The organism is Cnuella takakiae, assembly GCF_001953305.1.
GTDB classification, from domain to species: Bacteria; Bacteroidota; Bacteroidia; order Chitinophagales; family Chitinophagaceae; genus Flavisolibacter; species Flavisolibacter takakiae.
The window spans coordinates 521069-542195 of the sequence record NZ_MTFE01000010.1 but is presented as its reverse complement, the minus strand read 5'-3'; the positions used below and the strand labels follow the sequence as shown (position 1 = coordinate 542195).

The following is a 21127-nucleotide window of genomic DNA, read 5'->3' as shown; positions in this document are numbered from 1 at the left end:
CGCCCGTTTCCATTATCGTACGCTTATCATTCAAATCATTTTCAAATCATAATCCTCTGCGGTTACAGTTTTCCCTTCACACTATCCGCATATGCAAACTTCTGCACGCTCTTTTCATTCAGGTTGATGCGCAGCAAAAAGGGTTTGATGGCAGTATTGCTCAGGGTTTCGGCGCCACCCAGCATCACGGTGGAGGAGTCAATCCATTTGCCTTCGCGCATCACGGTACCGGGGCCGGCAAAGAAGATGCGGGTGCGCATATTGTTTTGCAGGTTGATGATGCCCACTTCGGTATCGGGGCCGGCACCGGTGAGCACCTGTTGCCCGTCTTTTTTGTCGATGATATAGTTATACGATACCAGGTCGATGGCCTTGGTGCTGTCGGTATTGTAAATGAGGTAAGGCTTGAACTGCTCCAGTTCTTCGGGTGCAAAGAAGCGGGGCGGCAGGGGCTCGCCATAACCACCTTCAGTTTCCTGGAAGTTGGCGGGATCGAAGCTGGGATCCTGGCCTTCCAGAAACATATACATGTTGGGAAACGCTGTTTGCACCATCCGTGCTTCGGGCGTGAGTTGGCTGAGGTCGGCTTCCGGTTGTGCTGCAGCGGTGTCGGTTGTTGCAGATTCCGTATCGGCGTTGTTGGTGCATGAGGTGCAAAGGCCAATGGCTGCAATGGCAAAGAGGCGGGTAAGCTTCATGTATTGGTATTTATAAACCTGCCATTTCCTTGAGAGATGGCTGATCTGGCTTTTGGAAAAACCTATAAGGTCTTGAAGACCTTATAGGTTTAACGAGCAGTTTATTTCTTTTTATATATGGGCACCGTGCTGCAGGGCTCGCCATACATGATGCTCTTGGTTACAGGGCGCAGCACCTTGGTAACAGCAGCGTAAGCTATGGCATCGATGGGCGTTTCGCCACAGCCTTTTACCACCACACGCTGGTCGTTGTATTCGGCTGTATCCAAGCGCTCGATGTTTTTTACCAGCAGGTGTTTGTGCAGTTCTTCGGCCGTACCCAGAAATACCTCCCTGGCCACGGGCTCCAGGTAGCTCACCGCCAGCATATAGGCCCACACAGGAATGATGGCATCCGCCGTGCAGGTGACGGCCACCAGCGCATCCTGGTACTCGCTCCAGTCTTTGGCTTTCAGCGCCTCGCGGTAGTCTTTTTCTTTCAGGATCAGTCCCATGAACAGGAAATCCTTGAGGTCAAACAGCTTGACTTCACCCTTGGGCAGAAATTGCTCCAGGTCGAGGGTGATGAGGCCGCTGTTGGCCACTTTGTTTACCAGCAAATCACTCATGGTGCAAAGGTAACCGCGGATGATGGGATTAAATGAATGGATCGGATTTATAGCATTTGTTTGACGATAGCGCGGTTTGCTCGCAGGGCATTGTGTTCACGCAAAGAGCGCTAAGAAGCAAAGACACAAAGGAAGCTACAAGCTGCAAGTGATTGGGGCAGGCCGGTTCTAAGAAAATGGGCTTCAAGAGCGCTGCATAATCTGTGTAAACCATCCTTCAATCTCTTCCAATCCATAAATCTGCGATTAAAAAAAGCGCCCCCTCAGGAGCGCTTCATATCTTTTACTATTGACCATTCACCTTTCGCTACTGCACAATCATCAGCTTGGCATAGTTCAGCATGATCTTCTTTTCACCGTTCTGGTCGAATTTGATGGTGGCAACCGGGTTGTGCGCCGAGCCTTCCAGTTTCATCACTTCGCCAAAGCCAAACTTCTGGTGTTCCACCTTCATGCCTTCCTGCAGCGTAGCGGGATCGGAAGGAACAAAGTTGGTAGAAGGTGTATGCGCTACTTCCTTCTGGTTTTTGAGGGCGCCTGCAGCTACTGCTGAAACAAAGGTGCGCTCCTGCGGCTGTGCCGGTGTGGTGGTTTTACGCATCCGGTCGAAAGCACTGCCGCTGCCCCAACCCGAGCCGGAGCTCTGGTTCTTCAGTCCGCCGCCGGCATAGCTGCGGTCCACCAGGTCCTGCGGAATTTCTTCGATAAAGCGGCTGGGCTCGTTTTGCGTGAGCTGGCCAAACTTATACCGGGTATTGGCATAGGTAAGGAACAGGCGCTTCTTGGCGCGGGTAACCGCCACGTAAAACAGGCGGCGTTCTTCTTCCAGTTCCTCGCGGGTATTGATGCTCATGCCGCTGGGGAACAACGTTTCTTCCAGTCCACCAACAAATACCACGGGATACTCCAGGCCTTTGGAGGCGTGGATGGTCATCATCTTCACCGTATCTGCATTGGGATCTTTCTGGTCGCTGTCGGTGAGCAGGGTGATCTGCTGCAGGTAGGTGCCGAGGCTTTTGTCGCCAACTTCACCGCTTTCCTCGCTGATGGGCGTTTCAATAAATTCTTTAATAGAGTTGAGCAATTCCTGCACGTTCTCATAACGCTGTACGCCTTCGGTGCTCTTGTCGTTGAACAGTTCTTTTACAAAACCGGTCTGCTTGCCTACATGGAACGCAATATCATAAGCATTCTTGGTGGGCAGCATGCTGTGGAAGCTCTTGATCATGGTCACGAACTCGTCGATGGCCTGGAGCGTACCGCTCTTGAAGCCATAATAGGCGGCGCTTTCCAGCACCTGCCACATCGAGATCTCGTTTTGGTTGGCAAACAAAATGGCTTTGTCAACCGTGGTCTTGCCAATACCGCGAATGGGATAGTTGATGATCCGCTTCAGGGCTTCTTCATCCTGTGGGTTAACGATCAGGCGGAGGTAAGCAATGTAATCCTTGATTTCCTTGCGCTGGTAGAAAGAGATGCCACCAAAGATGGTATAGGGAATACCAGCCCGGCGCAGGCTTTCTTCAAAAGAGCGGCTCTGGGCGTTGGTGCGGTACAGGATCGCAAAGTCTTTATTGGAAAAATGGTTGCGCAGCTTGTTTTCCATAATGGCGTCGGCAACGTACTTGCCTTCGTCATTATCGCTCTGGGTGCGTACCAGCTTGATGTTTTCGCCGGTGGGCTGGTCGGTAAACAGGGTCTTCTCGATCTGGCCCTTGTTGTTCTTGATGATCTGGTTGGCGGCGTTGAGGATATTGGGCGTGGAGCGGTAGTTCTGCTCCAGTTTGATCACCTTCACGTCGTCGTAGTCGTTCTGGAACTGCAGGATGTTCTGGATGGTAGCGCCCCGGAAGGAGTAGATGCTCTGGGCATCATCACCCACCACGCACACGTTTTCGTTGGCGGCACCCAGCAGCTTGATGATCTCGTACTGCGCGGGGTTGGTATCCTGGTACTCATCGATGAGGATGTACTTGAACTTGTGCTGGTACTTGTGGAGCGCCTCCGGAAAGTTCTTGAGCAGCTCGTACATTTTGATCAACAAGTCATCAAAGTCCATAGCGCCGTTCTTAAAACAGCGCTGGGCATAGGCTGCATATATCTGGCCCAGCATGGGGCGGTTGGCCCGCATATCTTCCTGCTGGATGTGGTAGTCGTTCAGGTATTCGCGTGGACCTACCAATGCGTTCTTAGCCCCTGAAATGCGGTTGTAACACGCATTGGGTTTGTAGTGCTGGGGGTCGAGGTTGAGCTCCTGCACCACGGTTTTCAGTACGCTCTTAGCGTCGTCGGTATCGTAAATAGTAAACGAAGAAGGGTAGCCCAGCCGGTGCGCTTCGCCGCGCATGATGCGGGCAAATACCGAGTGGAACGTACCGATATAGAGGTTGCGGGCCTCGCCGGTACCCAGTATATGGCCAATCCGTTCTTTCATTTCGGCGGCCGCCTTATTGGTAAAGGTCAGCGCCAGGATATTAAAAGCATCCACGCCTTTGGCCATCAGGTGGGCAATGCGGGTGGTGAGCACTTTGGTTTTTCCCGAACCTGCGCCCGCCACAATCATCAGTGCGCCTTCGGTGGTGGTCACAGCTTCGCGCTGGTTAGGATTCAATCCCTTCAGGTAGTCTTGCATAGACGGCAAAGGTACGGCAGGGCGGGGCCGATTGCTAAAAAATGTAGTGGTAAAATTATCAAGGTACCATCCGGCATGAAGGGCAGCCCAACCAACAATTTTGGATGAACACCCATAACGTAATATCTTGTTTGCAAATAACTGTTGAGGTTATTGTTTTGATCCCTTTGGCCAACCAGAACTACCATGAAACCATTTGCTATTGCATTTTCCCTTCTCCTGTACACCTTTCTTGTTGCGGCGCAAAATAACAAACCTTTCGTAGGGCCTCTGCCCAAATGGATCACCCTGAATGAAACAGCAGTTGCCCCCGATTCGTTGCTGGCTGAAGCCGAAGATGGTGTTTTGTACCTGGCTTATGAAAAACAGGTGAACCCTGCTGCCAACACTACTTTTTATAAAGCGGCCATTCAAATGCGCACCCAAGAAGGTGTGGAAGCCAATTCGGAGATTACGGTAAATTTCGACCCCAGTTATCAAAAACTAATCTGGCACCATATAGTAATCCGCAGGGGAAATTCCCGAATCAACCAATTGCAGGTTAGCCGCCAAAAGCTGATGCAACAGGAGAGTGATCGCGCCAAACACCTGTACGACGGTTCACTTTCTGCCGTTCAGATTTTAGCAGATGTGCGAAAGGGTGATATTGTGGAATATGCGTATAGCCTTGCAGGCCGCAATCCAATTTTAGGCAACCTGTACACCGGCACATTCGATCTGCAATTCTCTATACCTGTAGCATGGCTGTATTATAAAATTGTAGTGCCGCCCCACAGGCAGGTTCAGTTTGTAAACCGTGGCAACCTGCAAGCGCCCACTTTTAATAAACAGGAGGGTATGGCTGTGTACGAATGGAAAGCTGCCAACCTGATGCCCCTGCGCACCAACAACAATATACCTTATTGGTACGACCCCTATCCTGTCACTATGATCAGTGAATATAAAAACTGGGAGCAAGTTGTTGATTGGGCCTTGCCCTTATACGCTGTTTCAACCTCAGCTACAGATAATGTATCCAAACTGGCTACCACCATAAAAAAGCAACACACCTCCGACCTTGACCGTTTACTGGCTGCATTGCGTTTTGTGCAGGATGAAGTAAGGTATATGGGTTTTGAAATGGGTGAAGGATCGTACCGGCCACATACGCCACAGCAAGTGCTGGAAAACCGTTATGGCGATTGCAAGGATAAAGTCTTTCTGCTGTGTCGCCTGCTTCACGATCTTGGCATAGCAGCATATCCGGTATTGGTAAATTCCGGCAAAGGCAAAGTACTTAACCAGATGCTACCAGCGCCTACCGTATTTGACCATGTGGTAATTACTGCGCAGGTAAATGGCAAAACTTATTACTTCGATCCCACCATCAGCAACCAGCGGGGTGCTGTTGACGATATTTATTTTCCTGATTATGGATATGGCTTGATTGTGCGTGCAGGTACCAAACAACTCTCCGCGCTACCCAGGCAAAAGCCGGCAAAAGTCGAAATTGTTGAAACTTTTGAGGTACACAACCTGCAGGGAGAAGCCTCACTGAGTGTGATTACCAAGAGCTATGGCTCAGCAGCTGATGAACTGCGCACAAAGTTTGGAAACGATTCCAATCGTGAAATTCAGGGAGGATACACAAAATTTTACCAGCAATATTTTAAAAACATCACCCCGCAGTCTTTAACATTTGCCAACGACTCGATTACTGGCATGGTGACCACTACCGAGAAGTATAAAATCGAAGATTTTTGGGGTGAGGTACGCAATCTGAAAAAAGCAACCTTAGAACCTTTTGTAATCACCAACCTAGTTAGCCGGCCCGACAACAACCTGCGTACGGCTCCTTTTGCGCTGGGCGCCCCTGTGAACTGCAACGAGAAAATCATCATAAACCTGCCTGAACCGTGGGAGTTTCATAACGATAAAATACAGTTGGACCATGAGGCTTTTTCCTACAAGGCGCAGTATAAAGGCATAGGCAGCCGAGTAGAACTGGTGTACAATTTTCAAGGCAAAAAAGACCATGTAACAACAGCCGAATTCAACTCTTACAAAAAAGCCATCAAAAAATTGGATGAGCAAATTGGCTATACCCTTACCTACTCAATAGAAGATGCTACCGCATCAGGAAGCGCTGTGGGGTTGCTTTCCGGTTACTTTCCGTATTGGTACATCATGTTGGGTTTGAGTGTATTTATTACCTACCAATGGAAAAAACGCCGGTAAACAATTTGATCTGCTGCTTCCATCTTTTTCTACCGGCAGTCTTTTATAGGTGTTTAAAACGACCGCGTACTCAGCACCACCTGGTTGCCCGGCGTTTGCACGTTGCCATCGCTTTCGGCAGTGATAAAAATGCGGGTGGGTTTGTAAGGGGTTACGGTTTCCATTTCTGCCTTGCGGGCTTTGGAAAGCAGGCCCGTTTCAGACTTCAGCTGTCCGAGGTTTTTCAACCCGTTATTGGATTCCATCCACACCACGTAGGTGTTTTGGGGAAGGGCCAGCCGCTGCGGGTCGGCCAGGTTGCGGATTTCAATATCGATGGCATGGTTGCCATTATTATCTTTTTTCACCTTCACAGCACCATCGGCGCCAGGTACCACCGTGGAGGTAGTAAATGCTATTTTCCGGTTGCAGGCGGTAAAGCCAAGGGCCGCCACCAAAAGAAGCAGGAGGGTTGTAGAACGGAAGGAGGTAAAACTGCGCATATTCATTGCCTGTATTTGATGCAGGGGGTTCAAAAACTGAACCACCTGCATCCGGGCAGGTATCAGGCATGCACTTTCGCCAGCTTTTTGCGCCAGGCCAGCACCTGTATGGGGCCATGCGTGTGGCGGCTCGCATGGCGCAGCCAGCCAAAAAGCTGGGGCACATGCAAGACCATGCGGTGGAAGAAAACCAATGCCAGATAAATACCTCCGAGTGCATATAGCAATGCCTGCATGGGAATCAGTATGGGCAGTACCGCAACATAGAGCAACAGCCCTGCAAAGTCCAGCAAGTTATTCATGACGGGTGTTTTTGAGCAGGTTAAAAAAGAATAGGAATGGAGCAGTTGGTTTTGCAGAGGAGTTGTAGATCGTACTTATATGGACAAAAGGAATGCCGGGTTTGTTGCTTCTGAAGTTAGTATTTGATACAAAAAAGCGATATCCCAAAACGGCTAGTTTAGGACGGTTGCAGCTTGCCGGGCGGCAAAAACTTATCAGGCGATGGGAAAATGACAGCAAAACTCCGAACCCTTGTCCGGCTGGCTGTCCACAGTGATAAAACCCTGGTGTCTTTCGATGATTTTTTTGCACAAAGCCAATCCCAGTCCCAGGCCATCATTGCCGCGGTTTAGCTTCTGGAAAAGCTGGAAGATGGTATCCTTGTACTGCTCGGGTATGCCTGTGCCGTTATCCTGTATGCGGATGCGGATAAAGTCGGTATAGCGGTAACGGTTTTCGAGCATCCTGAATTTATTGTCCTTACTTACCACGGTGCTGATGTGTAGTTGCAGCAGCCGCTGCGGGTGCCGGAACTTGATGGCATTGTGCAGGAGCTCGGAAAATAAAAAGGAAAGATCATCAGTAAAGCCCATAATAACAGGCAGCGGTGAGCAATGCATCGTTATGTCGGCAGCAGGTTGGATGGCCCTTGCCTTTTCGGCGGCCGCCGTCACAAGGGTATTCAGGTCCACCGGCTGGGGGTTCAGTTCCTGCATGTCTATCTGTACAAACCGCTGCACCTGTTTCACCACATCGCGGGTATGCTGGGCCACCTGGGCAATGCGCTCCAGGTGGGTGGCCAGGTGGCCGGGTGTTGTACTGTCCTCGCGCAGCAGCATGCTGGAAAGCACCATCAGCTTGCGCAGGGGCTCCTGCATGTTGTGGGTTAATGCCTTGTTCACCTGTTGCAGGTCGGCATTGCGTTGTTCCAGCAGCAGAATCTGCGCGTCCAGGGTTTCGGCGTGTTGCTGCAATTGCTGGCGGGCCTGCTGTAGTTCGGTATTTTCCTGCAAGGCCTGCTCCGCGTATTTTTTGGCGGCAATAATTTCGTTTTCGTACTTATTGCGGTTTTCAATTACCATGGCGCCGCATACAATTTCGGCCCGGCCATTTACCATTCTTCTTTGTGCATTCAGCAGTACGGGAATCTGTTGCCGCTCGCGGTTCGAGAGGGTAATGAATACTTCCTTGGCCACCTGCCTGATCAGCAGCATGGGAAAGAAATGCGTTTGAAAAAAAATGCGGGTACCCAGGCTTACATACGCAGATATATAATGCTCCACCAACTCTTCTTTTGCATAGCCCAAAAGGTTACAGGTAGCCTCGTTAGCAGCCAGTATTTTTCCATGGTCGTCGATGGAGAAAAAAGCAAAAGGCGCCAGATTGAGGTAATCGGTCATGTCATCACTGCCTCCGTGTGCAGGAAGGAGCGTATATGTTCAATGGTCTCACCGGGTGCGCTCACATGCGGGCAGTGGCCTGTTGCATTCAGCAGCCGGTAAGTGCTGTTGGGCAGGTGTTGGCTAAGGTATTCGCCCACCGATACCGGTGCCACAATATCGTCGCGGCATTGCATCACGAGGGTGGGAACGGTTGAACGGTGTAAATCGGGGCGACAGTCGCTGAGGAAAGTTACTTCGGCAAAGCGACGGGCAATAATGGGATCGGATGAGCAAAAGCTCTGGACCAGTTCATCGCCCAGTTCCGGTTGTTGGGGAGTGCCCATAAGAGCCGGCGCCAGAAAATTGGCCCAGCCAATGTAGTTCTTGTCCATGGTGACAAAAAGGTCGTCGACATCACTACGGGTAAAACCGCCGTTGTAATCGCCATCAGCCAGGTAGCAGGGCGAAGGGCCTACCATGATCAGTTTGCTGAAGTACTGCGGTGCCGCAATGGCGGCATACATGCCAATCATGGAACTAACGGAGTGACCAACAAAAATGGCATCGCGCAGGTTGAGTGCACTGCATATGTCCAGTACATCCTGCACATAACCCCGCAGCGAACGATACCGTTCGGCATTGTATGCTGTAGTATCGGAGCAGCCACTGCCTACATAATCGAATAAAATAACCTGGTACCGGTCTTCAAACGCTGGCACAATAAAACGCCACATCTTCTGGTCGCAGCCAAAGCCATGCGCAAAAATCAAGGGCTGTTTGCCCTTACCGGTGATGGTTACATTGTTGCGGTGAATGATGTTTGGCTGCATGGTCTTTCCTTGAAGTGGAACAATAACTTTCTATGCGCACCTAAATCTAAGTGCTGGCTGTTGAAAGGGCTTATTTTTTGGTTGAAACCGGTAAAAGCATAGCCGAAACGGAATGCTGCGCAAGAATTGTTTTCAGGAACTGGTGTTGCCTGCTGTTTCGAAGCAAAAACCTCCCTGCATACAGGTGGATTTTTGTTGCACGGGAGCCGCGGGTTTGCGTTTGCGGCGGTACTGCATGAGGGTGGTTTCGGCTTTTGCAGACAGGCGGTAGTACCTGCCAAAACTATCGGCGCCGCACTGCTGCAGCCAGCCACCCTGCAGCATTTGCTGGAAAGCTTCGGGCTCCAGGCGGGTGCGCCCCACCAATATTACTTCGGGGAAATAATAGAAATCCTTAACCTCCTTGTTGTAGGTCATGATCAGTAAAGCCAGCAAATCCTGGTGTACCGGCTGTGGCATTGGTTAAGGGGAAAAGATGTGCATAAAAGCAGCAAAAATCCTGCCTGTTGCGGCTTTGGTGGCTGGTGGCATTATTATCGTAACCCATAGGCGCTAAACAGGTTTGTATTCATGCGCAAAAAAGCCGTTTACTCCTTGGTTGCAGCCTTGCCATCACTGCTGTCGCGGTCCTTTGCCGAACTGCAGCGCAACGACCCCCTGCGAATGGCAGGAGCCACGGCTTTCTTTACCATCTTCGCGCTGCCGCCCATACTGGTAATGCTGATACAGCTACTGCGCCTGGTATTGCATCCGCAGTTTATCCAAAACAAGCTTTTTACCAGCCTTTCCGAAATGGTGGGTCCGCAGGCGGTGGGGCAGCTGGAGAATGTATTGAAAGCTTTCAGCCAGCTGGCGCAAAATATCTGGGTAACGGCAGGAGGTTTTTTGTTCCTTGTTTTTGTAGCTACCAACCTGTTTACCATCATCCGCCATTCCATTAACCAGATATGGAAAATAAAGCCGCGCAAACGCAAGGGTGTGCTGAAGAAAATGAATGCCCGCTGGCATGCCATTGCCGTAATACTGGTGGCGGGTTTCCTCTTCCTCATCGGCATCATCGCCGAAGCCCTGCAAACCATTATTGGCAGGCAATTATTTGATGCAGCTCCACTCCTGTCGTTTTATTTCAAAACAGCTGTCAACTACCTGATCTCCCTGGTGATTGTTACGCTGTGGTTTGCCATCATGTTTCGCTACCTGCCCGATGGCCGTCCTTCGTGGCGCGTGGCATTTACAGGTGCGTTGCTTACCAGCCTGCTGTTTTCACTGGGGCGCATCCTGCTGCGGGTGTTGCTGTCGTATAGCAACCTCAATACTTTGTACGGCACATCTGCATCGATTGTTTTGCTCCTGCTTTTTGTTTTCTACTCCTCGCTCATCCTGTACTTCGGTGCAGCCTTTACCAAGATGTGGGCCCTGCACCGGGGTAATGCGATCAAACCCTTACCGCATGCCATGCATTACAAACTGGTAGAAGGCGATGAAGCGTAGTGTTGTAAACAAAGGCAGTAGGAAGCAATTACAATGCTTAACCAATAGGAGCAACCGATGGTGCTTTTGCCAAATGGATGAAGCAGGCAACAGAATGTATCCTCCGCTATTTTCCTGCATTGTTTATGGATGAGTAAAAGTTATCCTGATAAAAAATCTTTTCCTGTACAGTTTAAAAAGGCTCATTTTTTGAAGCCCAAGGCCACCACAGCATGGCGCCGTGCTGCACATTTTTCATCCATAAAAAACCAAGCAGATGTTTTATCACGATCGACAACTTCAGTATAAGGTACGCGTAGAAAAGCCCAACCCCGAGTTTGCCAAATTGCTCCAGCAAGCCATTGGTGGTGTGGAGGGAGAGATCAGGGTTTGTTTGCAGTATCTCTTCCAGGCATGGAACAGCCGCGGGCCGCAGAAGTACCGCGATATGCTATTAGAAACCGGCACCGAAGAGATCAGCCATATCGAGATGCTGGCAACAGCTGTAGCCCTCAACCTGGAAGGTGCTTCTACGGCATTGAAGGAGAAGATGGCCGCCAGCAACCCGCTGGTAGAATCGGTGCTGGGGGGTAAGGATCCCCGCCATATTCTGAGTGCCGGACTGGGTGCCATGGCTGCCGACAGCAATGGTGTTCCCTTCAATGGGTCGTGGATTGTGAGCAGTGGCAATATTGCCGCCGACATGCATGCCAACGTATATGCCGAAGCTACCGGCCGGGTGCTGGCTACACGCCTTTGGGAGATGACCGACGACCCGGGCATGAAGGACATGCTTTCCTTCCTTATTGCCCGCGATACCATGCACCAGAATCAGTGGATGGCGGTGCTGGAAGACCTGGGTAATGTACACCCCATTCCCAACTCCTTCCCGCAGTCGCAGGAAAACCAGCAGTTCAACTACACTTTTGTTTCTACCAATATCAACCAGGAACCCTCGCCGCATACCCGCTGGACCGAAGGGCCTTCCGTTGATGGCAAGGGCACCTTCACCTTTATGCATGCCGAGCCCATGGGCGGTATGCCCGACCTGTCGAAACCCGACCCGCTGACCCATGCCCAAACTGAACAGATGGTGGGCCGCGAAATACCCATGGCCGATAAATCTTTTATTGAAAAAGCAAAGGATGTGATTAGCGGGAAGTAGGGTAATTTGATAATGAGCTAATGTGCTGATGTGCTAAACAGTAAGCAGCAATCAAACGGATGCAGGTAACCACATTTAGCAAGCAACAGGTCTTCTTTAGCACATTAGCTCATTATCCAATTAGCACATTATCTCTGGCACAATCCTTTCAACTACACCTCACCTAAACATTGCGTTTATGAACAGACTAAGAGGTAAAGTAGCCATTGTAACAGGTGGTGCTACCGGTATAGGGGAAGCCATTGTAAAGAAATTTGCAAAAGAAGGTGCCAAAGTGGTGGTTAACGGTTTTCCCGAAGACCCGGTAATGGACGTGGTAAATGAGATTACCTCGGGTGGTTACGATGCCATCGGTTTTATGGGCGATGTATCGGAAGAAGGCAATGCCATGGCCTGTGTGCAGTTTGCCGTGGAAACCTATGGAAAGCTGGATATCCTGATAAACAATGCCGGTGTGTTCCCGGTTATGGAAATGATCGAGAACTATCCTACCAAGGCATTTGAGTACATGATGAAAAACAATGTGCGCACTGCTTTCCTGATGACCAAGTACGCCATTCCGGAACTGCAAAAAACCAAGGGTTGTATCATCTCTGCCGGCTCCGAAGCAGGCAAGATTGGCCTGGGTGAAAACGCGGTATATGGCGGTACCAAGGGTTTTATCCATTCCTTTACCCGCGGTATTGCGGTAGAGCAGGCAAAGTATGGCATTAGGGCCAACTGTGTTTGTCCCGGTGCTATTGATACCGCCTGGACGCACAAGGAAACAGGCCCGATGAAAAAGAAGCACGAGACCATGATCGTGGAAGGCACCCCATTGGGCCGCAGGGGCACGCCTGAAGAAATTGCCAATGCTTATCTCTTCCTCGCATCTGATGAAGCATCCTATATCACCGGTACCCTGATGATGGTTGATGGTGGCATCACCATTGGCAAAGGTGCCATTGGCAAGGAAGCGGAAAAAGATACCAAACGCGAACCTTCGGGCGAGCTGTTGCTGCGCCACAAAAAAGAAGGCGCCACCGATATGTTGCGCGGTGAAGATGGAAATGTATAAATGGGTATTGGGAATTAGGTATTGGTGAGTAGTGATTGTGAATACTTGGTAAAAGGAATGCATTTTAGCCGATGTTGCTAACATGATTAAGTTATCATCACCCAAAAACAATACAATACCTAATTCCCATTCACCACTCACCATTCACCACTTTCATCCCGCTACTTCTCCCTTATCTACCTGTACAAACCTGCTCAACTTTTTCAGCAGGGTTTTTTCGCGGAAAGGTTTTGGCAGGAAATCATCCGCACCAAATTCAGCATAGTTCTTTTGGGCTCCCGGATGGCCGGAAAAAATAATGACCGGGATGCTACGGTAAGAAGACGCTTTAAGCCGGCGGCAGATAATACGGCCATCAGCGCCGGACAGCAGTACGTCCATCAAAATAAGCTTGGGATGTTCGCGGGCAATGGTGGCATAAATTTCCTGCTCGCTTTGTGCAGTGCAAACCAGCAGCCCATTCCGTTTCAAAATAGTTTGGAGTAAGAAGAGTTGGTCCTGGTCGTCGTCAATGATGAGGATTTTTTCCATGGGGTTCGATGTTCGGGCTAGGTTGCGATGAGCAGGAACAACAATGCTGCCTCCCTGCGTTTCAGATAAATATAAAATTTTTATCTATTGGTTTTACACCTCGCGGATTTTTTCTGAGCTAAACTGGTTCTTGATGTACTCGTTGAAAAAAGATCCTGCCGAACCTTCACACTCAATGTACAATTGAAAAATCTTCCAGAGCCTGGGCGGCACATTCTGGTACCGGTATACATTACCCGTACGGAATTCAATATCAAGGGTTTTATCCTTTTCCGAATATTCCATCCGGTGGATGGTTTGCGATTTGGCGGTATAGAGAGCCTGGCTCATGGCAACGCTTTAAGGATGAGCACTGATAAAAAAATCGGGCCAAGGTTTAAAGATGATCCTTCAGGCCAGCAGCCTATTATCTGGTCATCACCCCAGCGTTCATTGTAGGGTTGCTCCTGCTGTTCCTTTCAATCTGCGCACATCATTTGCACAAGCTTAGTTATGGAAGGCCCTTCATTGGTATTGTTGAAAGAACAGGCAGCAAAATTTGTTGGTAAAAGAATAGATGCGGCAGAAGGTGCGGCAAGGCTGGATTTCGATCGCATTGCCGGGCAGAAAATGGTGGACCTGAAATCATGGGGTAAACATTTTCTTATGGTGCTGGAAGACTGTACCATCCGCATTCATTACCTGATGTTTGGCAACTATTACCTCGATAGCCGCCACCCTGAAAAGACACCCAAGCTATCTCTTTATTTTTCCAACGGGCAATGGCATAATTACAACTGCGCGGTACGCATTCTGGATACCACCGACCTGGACCGGCTGTACGACTGGAGCACCGATGTGATGCAGGAAAGCTGGAACCCCTCGGCTGCCTGCGGGAAAATACGGGCACATCCCAACCGACAGGTAGATGACCTGTTGCTGGACCAAACAGTGTTTTCGGGTGTGGGCAATATCATCAAGAACGAAGTGCTGTACCGCATTGGTGTGCATCCTGAAAGCCTGGGCGCCAGCCTGCCTTTTGAAAAGCTGAATGCGCTGGTTGAAGAAGCCCGCCATTACAGCTTCCAGTTTCTGGACTGGAAAAAAGAAGGCACCCTGCGCCAGCACTGGCTTGCACATACCAAAAAGATCTGCAGCCGCTGCAACCTGCCCCTGGAGAAAAGGCATACGGGGCAAACACCACGAAGGAGCTTTTTTTGTGTTAACTGCCAGGTGTTATACCGGGAAAAGTAAAAGGCTTTTTCCTGTGGTGCACCGCAGTTTGTGTATGGCCTGGTAATTCCGGATTTCTGCTCGCACAGCATTTGCAATATGCGCTGTATGGTAAGGCAAAGGATCAAAAAATTTTGGGCCGGCTTGGCGCTTTTATCAGCCGAAGTGGTAGTGGTATCGGCACTGCTTACCGGCGCCGTGGTGTTGTTTGTGTACATGGTGCGCCGCGTATTTGTATTGCAGAACAACAGCTTCGATGAGAAGATATTTCGTGCCCTTGACCCGTATGTAAATGAAAGCACCAACAAGCTGATGGTAGCGGTTACTTTTCTGGGTAAACACGAGTTTTTGATACCTGCTAATATCGCCCTGATCTTTTGGTTTTTGCTGGTGCGCAAACACCGGTGGTATTCCATCAAAGTGCCTGCTGTGGCACTCAGTTCTTTGGGGCTGATGTTCTTGTTGAAGAATGTGTTCAATAGGGAACGTCCAGGCATTCCCTTGCTGGAAGAAGCAAAGGGTTTGAGTTTTCCAAGTGGGCATGCCCTGATGAGCGTAACCTTTTACGGACTGCTGATTTACGCCGTTTATCATCTTTGGAAAAACGAAACCGCCAAATGGTCGATGATCAGTTTCCTGTTATTGCTGATCCTATTGATTGGATTCAGCCGCATCTACCTGCGGGTACACTATACCAGCGATGTGCTGGCGGGTTTTGCCGTAGGCTTTTTATGGTTGGTACTATCCCTCAAATTACTTGGGTATATGGAGCATTATAGCCGGCGCAAACTGCAGCCGGTGGTGGAGTGATTGTGGAGTTGTGATTCCGGATTGCGGAAGTTTCAAGCAGTATATAAAATACGCTTGCTGCAACTTCCGCAATCCGGAATCACAACTCCACAATCCTTATTTCCTGTCCGAAACATCGGTACGATGTTCCATCTTGGCGGTATCTGTTTGCGGCGTGTATTGATAGCCGGTATCCTGCAGGGCACCATTGGCATCGGCCGGGCCCATGCCATCATTTTGGGCACCACTTTCTCCGGGGTTATGGTTGCTGGGATTGCAGGCAACAAAGGTCAGTGCCGAGGCTACTACAAGAATCATCAGTTTTTTCATGCCTTGAATTTTTTCGCTTCCTACTGTTCCTACAACTACTTTGCCACCCCTTGTACAATATGCGCTGCCGGCTCAATCTATTGGCTACTTTCCCGGTACCTGCAAAAAAATTCTTAATAAAATACACGGCCCGTTTTGAATGTCACTGGCGCATAGTTTTGTTTGAAACTACTGCACTTATGAAAACATTGTTACCTGCCCTGGCAGCCTTGCTGCTGTTGCTTACCGCCTGCGGTCCTGCCATTTACAAAACCAACGATTTTGCTACTGTTGCTGCCACCCACAAAACGGTAGCCATTTTGCCGGCACAGGTGGCCATCAATTTGCGGCCCAATGAAATGCGGCGTACCACACCCGAGATGCTGGAGAAAAATGAAGCCGCTACCGGATATGCAATCCAGGAAAAACTATATGGCTGGTTCCTGCGCCGTAGCAACCGATTTCATTACACGGTAAAATTTCAGGATGTAAGTCAAACCAATGCTTTGCTGGAAGAAGCCCGCCTGAGCTATACCGACCTTTCCCGGAAGTCGCGGGCAGAGTTGGCCCGGCTGCTGGGTGTGGATGCCGTCATTTCTACCCAACTGCGCACCGACAAACCCATGAACGAAGGAGTGGCCATAGCCATGGGGCTGGTATTTGGTGCCTGGGGAAGTACCAACCAGGCTGTTACTACCATCCATATCCACGAGGCCAATCAGGGCGATTTGCTGTGGAAATACGACTACCAGGCACAGGGATCTGTAGGCTCCTCACCCGAAAACCTTGTAAATGCGCTGATGCGCAATGCCAGCCGCAAGTTTCCGTATAATGGCAAGTAGGGAATCGTGAATGGTCAATTGAGGGGCCGCATCTGCCACAAAATATCCAGGACGGTTTTCCTGTTTGAAGCTTTCCATTTCACCACTGCCCTTTCACCATTGCCGCCTAAGCTCTGCCCCGCACCTGCGGGGCATTTGTTTGCCTATCCTTAACGAAATTGGGGCTTTTGCGCTGGCCTTAAAATCGTACTTTTGCACCCGTTTTAAGCGGTTTGGAAGGCTGTTTGCAGCAAAGGCAAAAATGTTGCTGTGGCTGGCTCCCTTGGAAATCCGGCCCGTCTTTCAAACAAACAACGACTCAATACAATTATGATCTCAGTAAATAACGTATCGCTTTCCTTTGGTAAAAGGGTGCTGTTCGACGAAGTGAACATCAACTTCATCAAGGGCAACTGTTATGGTGTGATTGGCGCCAATGGTGCCGGCAAGTCCACTTTTTTGAAAATTCTTTCCGGTGAAATCGAGCCCAACAAAGGCCGTGTAGAAATCACCAAGGGCGAGCGCATGTCTTTCCTCAAGCAAAACCAGTTTGAGTTTGACGAGCAGACCGTGCTCAACACCGTGCTGATGGGCCACAAGAAGATGTGGGATGTGATGCACCAGAAAGACGCCATCTACGCCGATCCCGATGCTACTGAAGACGACTACATGAAAGCCGGTGAGCTGGAAGCCGAATTTGGTGAAATGGGTGGCTATACTGCCGAAAGCGACGCCGCTACCTTCCTGAGTGGCCTGGGTATCCGCGAGGACATGCACCAGATGCTGATGCGCGACATTCCTTCCAACATGAAGGTACGCGTGCTGCTGGCGCAGGCCCTGTTTGGCAACCCCGACATCCTGCTGTTGGATGAACCTACCAACGGTCTGGACATTGAAACCATCGCCTGGCTGGAGAACTTCCTGGCCGATTACGAGAACATCGTACTGGTGGTGAGCCACGACCGTCACTTCCTGGATGCCGTTTGTACCCACGTTGCCGACGTGGACCGCGCCAAGATCAAGGTATTTACCGGTAACTATACGTTCTGGTACGAATCGAGCCAGCTGATGGCCCGCCAGGTAAACGACAAGAACAAGAAGACCGAGGAAAAGCGCGCCGCCCTGCTGGACTTTATCGCCCGCTTCTCGGCCAACGCTTCGAAGTCGAAACAGGCTACTTCGCGTAAAAAGGCTTTGGAAAAGCTCACCATCGAAGAGATCGAGCCTTCCAACCGCCGTTACCCTGGTATCATCTTCCAGCCCCTCCGCGAAGTGGGCAACCAGATCCTCAACGTGGAGAACCTGTCTTCCTCAGTTGACGGCCGCAAGCTGTTCGACAAGGTTACCTTCAGCGTAAACAAAGGCGAGAAGATCGCTTTCCTGAGCCGGGATCCGCTGGCAGTGACCAACTTTTTTGAAATCATCAACAGCAACAAGGAAGCCGATGGCGGTAAGTTTGAGTGGGGTACTACCATCACCAAGGCATACCTGCCCTTGGAGAACAGCGAATTTTTCCAGAATGGCCTGAGCCTGATGGACTGGCTGCGCCAGTATGTGCCACCGCATGTAACCGACGCCGACGAGCCCTTCCTGCGCGGCTTCCTGGGTAAGATGTTGTTTTCGGGCGACGATATCCAGAAGAAGACCAACGTGTTGAGCGGTGGTGAGAAAGTGCGTTGTATGGTAAGCCGCATGATGCTGCAAAACCCCAACTGCATTATTCTTGACCAGCCTACCAACCACCTGGACCTGGAAAGCATCCAGAGCTTCAACGAAGGCTGTACCATGTTCCCCGGCGTAGTGTTGCTCACCTCGCATGACCATACGTTTATGCAAACCGTGGCCACGCGTATCATCGAGCTCACACCCAAGGGTATCATCGACCGCCTGATGACCTTCGACGAATACATGGAAGACAAGCGTGTAAAAGAACTCCGCGGCGAGATGTACGGCGATGCCGTTTTCGCTTAATGCTATTTGCCATATTTATCAGCAAGGCCGCGGGTGTACTACCTGCGGCTTTTTTGTTTGCAGGAGGGTTTTCACGCAAAGATGCAGAGGAGCAAAGGGCGCAAAGGATGGGTGGGGAAAGCAAATACTTATTGGCTCCGAAAGCGTAAAAAGGGTGTGTTGCACACCTCGTACTATTCTTTGTGCTTCTTTGTGTTCCATACCTACTGTTGGAAAGAAAAGAGGAGCACAAAGGAGCACGAAGGATGAAAGAATTTGACCTCCTGCGCTGTATAAATCCGCAATCACAAGATTAGCCCACGGTTTCAACCGTGGGGTTGCACGATATAAACAACTAACTCTAAACCGTTTTAACGGTTTAAACCCGTGCAAATCAATTAACAGGTACACATAAACAGGAGACTGTTTTAAAACCGTTCATACCGGGCTCTTAAAAAGGAGAAAACACCAAATGCCGCCAGCCCCAATCCCACAGCGCCCAGCAACCAGGAGCCATAGGATGCATTTTGCAGAAAGCGAAAAGCATCAGTAGTGTCGCCTGCTTCGGAGGCGCTTGCGTTAAGGGCTGCCCGCAACAACAGGTAACCAATGATCAGCCATACAATACCCCGGGCAATATAACCTGCCTTGCCGGAGCGCAACAAAAGGGCGGCATGTTGCGAATGGATCTGGCTTTCCTGCACATACTTGCGATACTTTTCCGACCAGCCATAATAAATCTGGTACAGCCCGGTGCCGATGAAGATCAATGCAGCTATCCCGGTGAGCCACTGGCCGCCCTTGCGCTCCAGCAGGGTAGCAGCAAGGGTTTGCTGTTGGTTGCCGCCGCTTTGCTCGTTCCACAAAGCCATCTTGATGGCCGTAAAGGCTATGGCGCCATAAGCAAGGGCGCTGAAAAAATACAAGACCCTTTTGCCGGTGCTGGTTTCATGACCATAGCGGGGTGCCAGCGCCTGCACCAGCCGCCACAAAGCATAGCATACCAGTCCCAAGGCCAGGATACCCATCAGGATGCCACCTGCCGGTGCATTACGTACCATTTGGAAAACACTGCCCCGGTTGGCTTCCGATACACTACGGCCCAATTCGAAGGCAGCCATAAAAGCAAGAATGCCGAGGAGGAGATAAACAACGCCCTTTGCGGCATAGCCGGCACGGGCCATCTTTTTGAGCGTGTCCTGGGTAGATGCCTGTTGCATGGGTTAAAAGCTTTATTACCCTATACCGGTATCAAAACCAATACCCGGTACTGCAAACAGGCCTGTGGCTTACTTTTCTACAGGAGCCTCCGCACTGAGTATTTTGAGGCTTACCCTTTCGGCCACCCGGTTATCGGGGAGCACTGCCGTTGCCTGGCCTTTGGCGGCGATATTGGCAATACGGATGGTTTTCTTTTCCAGCAGGGTTTTGTCTTCGCCATAGTAGCTTACTTCTACCGATGCGCTACCTACCGGTTGTGGGTTGTGGTTTACCAGGGTTAATTTCTGCCCCATCACCCCCAGCATCCAGCTTTCGCGGGTGGCGTCAGAACGCAGTTCTATACGTTCGGCAAGCGGGATGGCATCCTGTGCGGCTGCATCGCGTTTTTTGGCTTTGCGGGCACTTGTGGATTCCGCGTTAGTAGGAGTTTCAGGTTGTTTTTCTTTTTTGCGGAACAATCCCAAAAAGCCGCCACGTTTTTTCTCGGCTACAGGTGCCGGCGCTTCTTCCTGCTTAGTTTCCGGCTCTGCTGCTGCTATTACCGGAGCGGCAACAGCGGTAGTTTCGGCTGGTGCCGGTGCGGGTGTTTCGGCCAGTGGCTTTTGCACAAGGGGTTTATTAGCCAACAAATCTTTTCTTACCTGGGCGGGACTATCCTGCCGCAATAGCTGCACCGAATCGGTGGGCGTATTCACCATTGTATCGGTCACCGGCCCGGTAGATACCGCAGGCAGGATGGCCGCTTTGGCGGTTTCTTCCGAACTGTGTTCTTCTTTTTGAACAGCACTGGCAGTATTGCTTTTCAAAAGCATCTGGCTGGTAAAATAACCGCCCGTGAGGAGGGCTGCACCCAATACCGTTGCGGTAAGCAGGCGCTGCCTGTTTTTCCTTGGTTTTGTCTTTTGTTTATAGTACCAGTGTGTGTACTCTTCTTCCACATCGTCGATGCTGCGATTATACCGGGTTTGAAGCGGTTCTTCGGTATCGGGATGGCTTGCAGCCTGTGCTGCCACACGTTGGCGGAGGGCTTCTGCTCTTTCTTCCAGCGGATCGGCAGGTTTTGTTGCAGCTGCTTTTTTGGTGCCTTCGGGAAGGCGCACAAAAATGTGCCGGGCCGTTTCTTGCGGCCTTCCGGGCTGTCTTGCCGGGGTTGAATCGGGCGCAGCGGGACTCTGCACTTGCGGCGCTGCCACAAAAGCCCTTAGTGCTTCTATTTCGTAGGGGTAAGCCCAGCTGCCGCTCTTTCCCTCCACCCATACCAGGTCGGCAGGCTTAAGGTTTTGCTGTAACAATTCTTCCAGGCTGTAGGGACCCGTTTCCCGGTTGTTGCGCAATAAGCGATAAACTTTTTGCATATACCTCCATTTAGGTTGGCCTCAACAAAAGGCAGCGGTTATAAATTAGCTGCTGCCTGCAAATACCGGGGGACTTATGAACTGCCGCTTTTTGCCGCTGGCGGCAAGGCTTGCAG

Annotated in this window: 21 protein-coding genes; 8 read left to right on the top strand and 13 right to left on the bottom strand. The window is 50.5% G+C overall.

The genetic code is table 11. From position 1 onward, the window contains the following. Window positions 1-62: 62 nt before the first annotated feature. The 3 genes from BUE76_RS02740 to BUE76_RS02730 form a co-directional block, all read right to left on the bottom strand. Window positions 63-698 carry a hypothetical protein gene (locus BUE76_RS02740; RefSeq protein ID WP_073046479.1) on the bottom strand — a complete coding sequence of 212 codons (636 nt, stop codon included), beginning with the start codon at window positions 696-698 and terminating at the stop codon, window positions 63-65. A 101-nt stretch (window positions 699-799) separates the two neighbouring features. Next, window positions 800-1306 (bottom strand): DUF2480 family protein, encoded by a 507-nt coding sequence (locus BUE76_RS02735; RefSeq protein ID WP_073046482.1) that lies wholly within the window; start codon window positions 1304-1306, stop codon window positions 800-802. A gap of 307 nt (window positions 1307-1613) precedes the next feature. Continuing rightward, window positions 1614-3938, bottom strand: coding sequence for an ATP-dependent helicase (locus BUE76_RS02730; RefSeq protein ID WP_073046485.1), 2325 nt, complete (start codon window positions 3936-3938; stop codon window positions 1614-1616). Window positions 3939-4124: 186 nt separating this feature from the next. Between BUE76_RS02730 and BUE76_RS02725 the strand changes: the two genes are divergently transcribed. Then, on the top strand, window positions 4125-6155 hold the full coding sequence (locus BUE76_RS02725; RefSeq protein ID WP_073046486.1) for a DUF3857 domain-containing transglutaminase family protein: 2031 nt from the start codon (window positions 4125-4127) through the stop codon (window positions 6153-6155). Window positions 6156-6208: 53 nt separating this feature from the next. On the opposite strand, the gene BUE76_RS02720 is transcribed toward BUE76_RS02725, so the two are convergent. The 5 genes from BUE76_RS02720 to BUE76_RS02700 all read right to left on the bottom strand — a co-directional run bounded on the left by BUE76_RS02720 (window position 6209) and on the right by BUE76_RS02700 (window position 9590). After that, on the bottom strand, window positions 6209-6637 hold the full coding sequence (locus BUE76_RS02720; RefSeq protein WP_073046760.1) for a hypothetical protein: 429 nt from the start codon (window positions 6635-6637) through the stop codon (window positions 6209-6211). 62 nt (window positions 6638-6699) lie between these two features. Beyond that, a complete protein-coding gene (locus tag BUE76_RS02715; RefSeq protein ID WP_073046488.1) occupies window positions 6700-6939 on the bottom strand; it encodes a hypothetical protein in 240 nt (79 codons plus the stop codon). A 195-nt stretch (window positions 6940-7134) separates the two neighbouring features. Then, window positions 7135-8319 (bottom strand): ATP-binding protein, encoded by a 1185-nt coding sequence (locus tag BUE76_RS02710; RefSeq protein ID WP_073046490.1) that lies wholly within the window; start codon window positions 8317-8319, stop codon window positions 7135-7137. Further along, complete coding sequence (locus tag BUE76_RS02705; RefSeq protein ID WP_073046494.1) at window positions 8316-9131, bottom strand: alpha/beta fold hydrolase; 816 nt, start codon at window positions 9129-9131, stop codon at window positions 8316-8318. The genes BUE76_RS02710 and BUE76_RS02705 overlap by 4 nt, the downstream gene beginning before the upstream one ends. A gap of 132 nt (window positions 9132-9263) precedes the next feature. Beyond that, complete coding sequence (locus tag BUE76_RS02700) at window positions 9264-9590, bottom strand: hypothetical protein (protein ID WP_073046496.1); 327 nt, start codon at window positions 9588-9590, stop codon at window positions 9264-9266. 111 nt (window positions 9591-9701) lie between these two features. On the opposite strand from BUE76_RS02700, the gene BUE76_RS02695 reads away from it, so the two are divergent. The 3 genes from BUE76_RS02695 to BUE76_RS02685 all read left to right on the top strand — a co-directional run bounded on the left by BUE76_RS02695 (window position 9702) and on the right by BUE76_RS02685 (window position 12823). Further along, window positions 9702-10622 carry a YihY/virulence factor BrkB family protein gene (locus BUE76_RS02695; protein ID WP_073046498.1) on the top strand — a complete coding sequence of 307 codons (921 nt, stop codon included), beginning with the start codon at window positions 9702-9704 and terminating at the stop codon, window positions 10620-10622. Between the two features lie 256 nt (window positions 10623-10878). Then, window positions 10879-11766, top strand: a complete 888-nt coding sequence (locus BUE76_RS02690; protein ID WP_073046501.1) for a manganese catalase family protein — start codon at window positions 10879-10881, stop codon at window positions 11764-11766. Between the two features lie 178 nt (window positions 11767-11944). Then, window positions 11945-12823: an SDR family NAD(P)-dependent oxidoreductase gene (locus tag BUE76_RS02685; protein WP_073046504.1), complete on the top strand. Its 879-nt coding sequence runs from the start codon at window positions 11945-11947 to the stop codon at window positions 12821-12823. Window positions 12824-12976: 153 nt separating this feature from the next. On the opposite strand, the gene BUE76_RS02680 is transcribed toward BUE76_RS02685, so the two are convergent. Both BUE76_RS02680 and BUE76_RS02675 read right to left on the bottom strand, forming a co-directional pair. After that, a complete protein-coding gene (locus BUE76_RS02680; protein ID WP_073046507.1) occupies window positions 12977-13354 on the bottom strand; it encodes a response regulator in 378 nt (125 codons plus the stop codon). A 93-nt stretch (window positions 13355-13447) separates the two neighbouring features. Then, the gene (locus BUE76_RS02675; RefSeq protein WP_076026715.1) at window positions 13448-13684 is read right to left on the bottom strand and encodes a KTSC domain-containing protein; all 237 of its coding nucleotides are present in this window, start codon (window positions 13682-13684) and stop codon (window positions 13448-13450) included. Between the two features lie 162 nt (window positions 13685-13846). On the opposite strand from BUE76_RS02675, the gene BUE76_RS02670 reads away from it, so the two are divergent. Together BUE76_RS02670 and BUE76_RS02665 are read left to right on the top strand one after the other, a co-directional pair. Beyond that, window positions 13847-14587, top strand: a complete 741-nt coding sequence (locus BUE76_RS02670) for a DNA-formamidopyrimidine glycosylase family protein (RefSeq protein WP_073046513.1) — start codon at window positions 13847-13849, stop codon at window positions 14585-14587. Window positions 14588-14710: 123 nt separating this feature from the next. Continuing rightward, a complete protein-coding gene (locus BUE76_RS02665) occupies window positions 14711-15376 on the top strand; it encodes a phosphatase PAP2 family protein (RefSeq protein ID WP_158069918.1) in 666 nt (221 codons plus the stop codon). Window positions 15377-15472: 96 nt separating this feature from the next. On the opposite strand, the gene BUE76_RS02660 is transcribed toward BUE76_RS02665, so the two are convergent. Next, the gene (locus BUE76_RS02660; protein WP_073046519.1) at window positions 15473-15685 is read right to left on the bottom strand and encodes a hypothetical protein; all 213 of its coding nucleotides are present in this window, start codon (window positions 15683-15685) and stop codon (window positions 15473-15475) included. Window positions 15686-15864: 179 nt separating this feature from the next. Here BUE76_RS02660 and BUE76_RS02655 point away from each other — a divergent pair, with 179 nt between their 5' ends. Further along, window positions 15865-16506 carry a hypothetical protein gene (locus BUE76_RS02655; protein WP_073046521.1) on the top strand — a complete coding sequence of 214 codons (642 nt, stop codon included), beginning with the start codon at window positions 15865-15867 and terminating at the stop codon, window positions 16504-16506. Between the two features lie 309 nt (window positions 16507-16815). Further along, on the top strand, window positions 16816-18456 hold the full coding sequence (locus tag BUE76_RS02650) for an ABC-F family ATP-binding cassette domain-containing protein (protein WP_073046524.1): 1641 nt from the start codon (window positions 16816-16818) through the stop codon (window positions 18454-18456). A gap of 407 nt (window positions 18457-18863) precedes the next feature. Here the strand turns inward: BUE76_RS02650 and BUE76_RS02645 are convergent, their stop codons facing one another. Further along, complete coding sequence (locus BUE76_RS02645; protein ID WP_073046525.1) at window positions 18864-19655, bottom strand: DUF1206 domain-containing protein; 792 nt, start codon at window positions 19653-19655, stop codon at window positions 18864-18866. Window positions 19656-19724: 69 nt separating this feature from the next. Further along, window positions 19725-21011, bottom strand: a complete 1287-nt coding sequence (locus BUE76_RS02640; RefSeq protein ID WP_073046528.1) for a hypothetical protein — start codon at window positions 21009-21011, stop codon at window positions 19725-19727. Window positions 21012-21127 lie beyond the last annotated feature (116 nt).

Excerpts from the sequence above, each read along its gene's own strand:
- BUE76_RS02660 (WP_073046519.1), bottom strand. The coding sequence starts at position 15,685 with ATGAAAAAACTGATGATTCTTGTAGTAGCCTCGGCACTGACCTTTGTT.
- BUE76_RS02690 (WP_073046501.1), top strand. The coding sequence starts at position 10,879 with ATGTTTTATCACGATCGACAACTTCAGTATAAGGTACGCGTAGAAAAG.
- BUE76_RS02715 (WP_073046488.1), bottom strand. The coding sequence starts at position 6,939 with ATGAATAACTTGCTGGACTTTGCAGGGCTGTTGCTCTATGTTGCGGTA.
- BUE76_RS02685 (WP_073046504.1), top strand. The coding sequence starts at position 11,945 with ATGAACAGACTAAGAGGTAAAGTAGCCATTGTAACAGGTGGTGCTACC.
- BUE76_RS02710 (WP_073046490.1), bottom strand. The coding sequence starts at position 8,319 with ATGACCGATTACCTCAATCTGGCGCCTTTTGCTTTTTTCTCCATCGAC.
- BUE76_RS02735 (WP_073046482.1), bottom strand. The coding sequence starts at position 1,306 with ATGAGTGATTTGCTGGTAAACAAAGTGGCCAACAGCGGCCTCATCACC.
- BUE76_RS02705 (WP_073046494.1), bottom strand. The coding sequence starts at position 9,131 with ATGCAGCCAAACATCATTCACCGCAACAATGTAACCATCACCGGTAAG.
- BUE76_RS02700 (WP_073046496.1), bottom strand. The coding sequence starts at position 9,590 with ATGCCACAGCCGGTACACCAGGATTTGCTGGCTTTACTGATCATGACC.
- BUE76_RS02730 (WP_073046485.1), bottom strand. The coding sequence starts at position 3,938 with ATGCAAGACTACCTGAAGGGATTGAATCCTAACCAGCGCGAAGCTGTG.
- BUE76_RS02680 (WP_073046507.1), bottom strand. The coding sequence starts at position 13,354 with ATGGAAAAAATCCTCATCATTGACGACGACCAGGACCAACTCTTCTTA.
- BUE76_RS02655 (WP_073046521.1), top strand. The coding sequence starts at position 15,865 with ATGAAAACATTGTTACCTGCCCTGGCAGCCTTGCTGCTGTTGCTTACC.
- BUE76_RS02695 (WP_073046498.1), top strand. The coding sequence starts at position 9,702 with ATGCGCAAAAAAGCCGTTTACTCCTTGGTTGCAGCCTTGCCATCACTG.
- BUE76_RS02720 (WP_073046760.1), bottom strand. The coding sequence starts at position 6,637 with ATGCGCAGTTTTACCTCCTTCCGTTCTACAACCCTCCTGCTTCTTTTG.
- BUE76_RS02725 (WP_073046486.1), top strand. The coding sequence starts at position 4,125 with ATGAAACCATTTGCTATTGCATTTTCCCTTCTCCTGTACACCTTTCTT.
- BUE76_RS02675 (WP_076026715.1), bottom strand. The coding sequence starts at position 13,684 with ATGAGCCAGGCTCTCTATACCGCCAAATCGCAAACCATCCACCGGATG.
- BUE76_RS02640 (WP_073046528.1), bottom strand. The coding sequence starts at position 21,011 with ATGCAAAAAGTTTATCGCTTATTGCGCAACAACCGGGAAACGGGTCCC.
- BUE76_RS02650 (WP_073046524.1), top strand. The coding sequence starts at position 16,816 with ATGATCTCAGTAAATAACGTATCGCTTTCCTTTGGTAAAAGGGTGCTG.
- BUE76_RS02645 (WP_073046525.1), bottom strand. The coding sequence starts at position 19,655 with ATGCAACAGGCATCTACCCAGGACACGCTCAAAAAGATGGCCCGTGCC.
- BUE76_RS02740 (WP_073046479.1), bottom strand. The coding sequence starts at position 698 with ATGAAGCTTACCCGCCTCTTTGCCATTGCAGCCATTGGCCTTTGCACC.
- BUE76_RS02670 (WP_073046513.1), top strand. The coding sequence starts at position 13,847 with ATGGAAGGCCCTTCATTGGTATTGTTGAAAGAACAGGCAGCAAAATTT.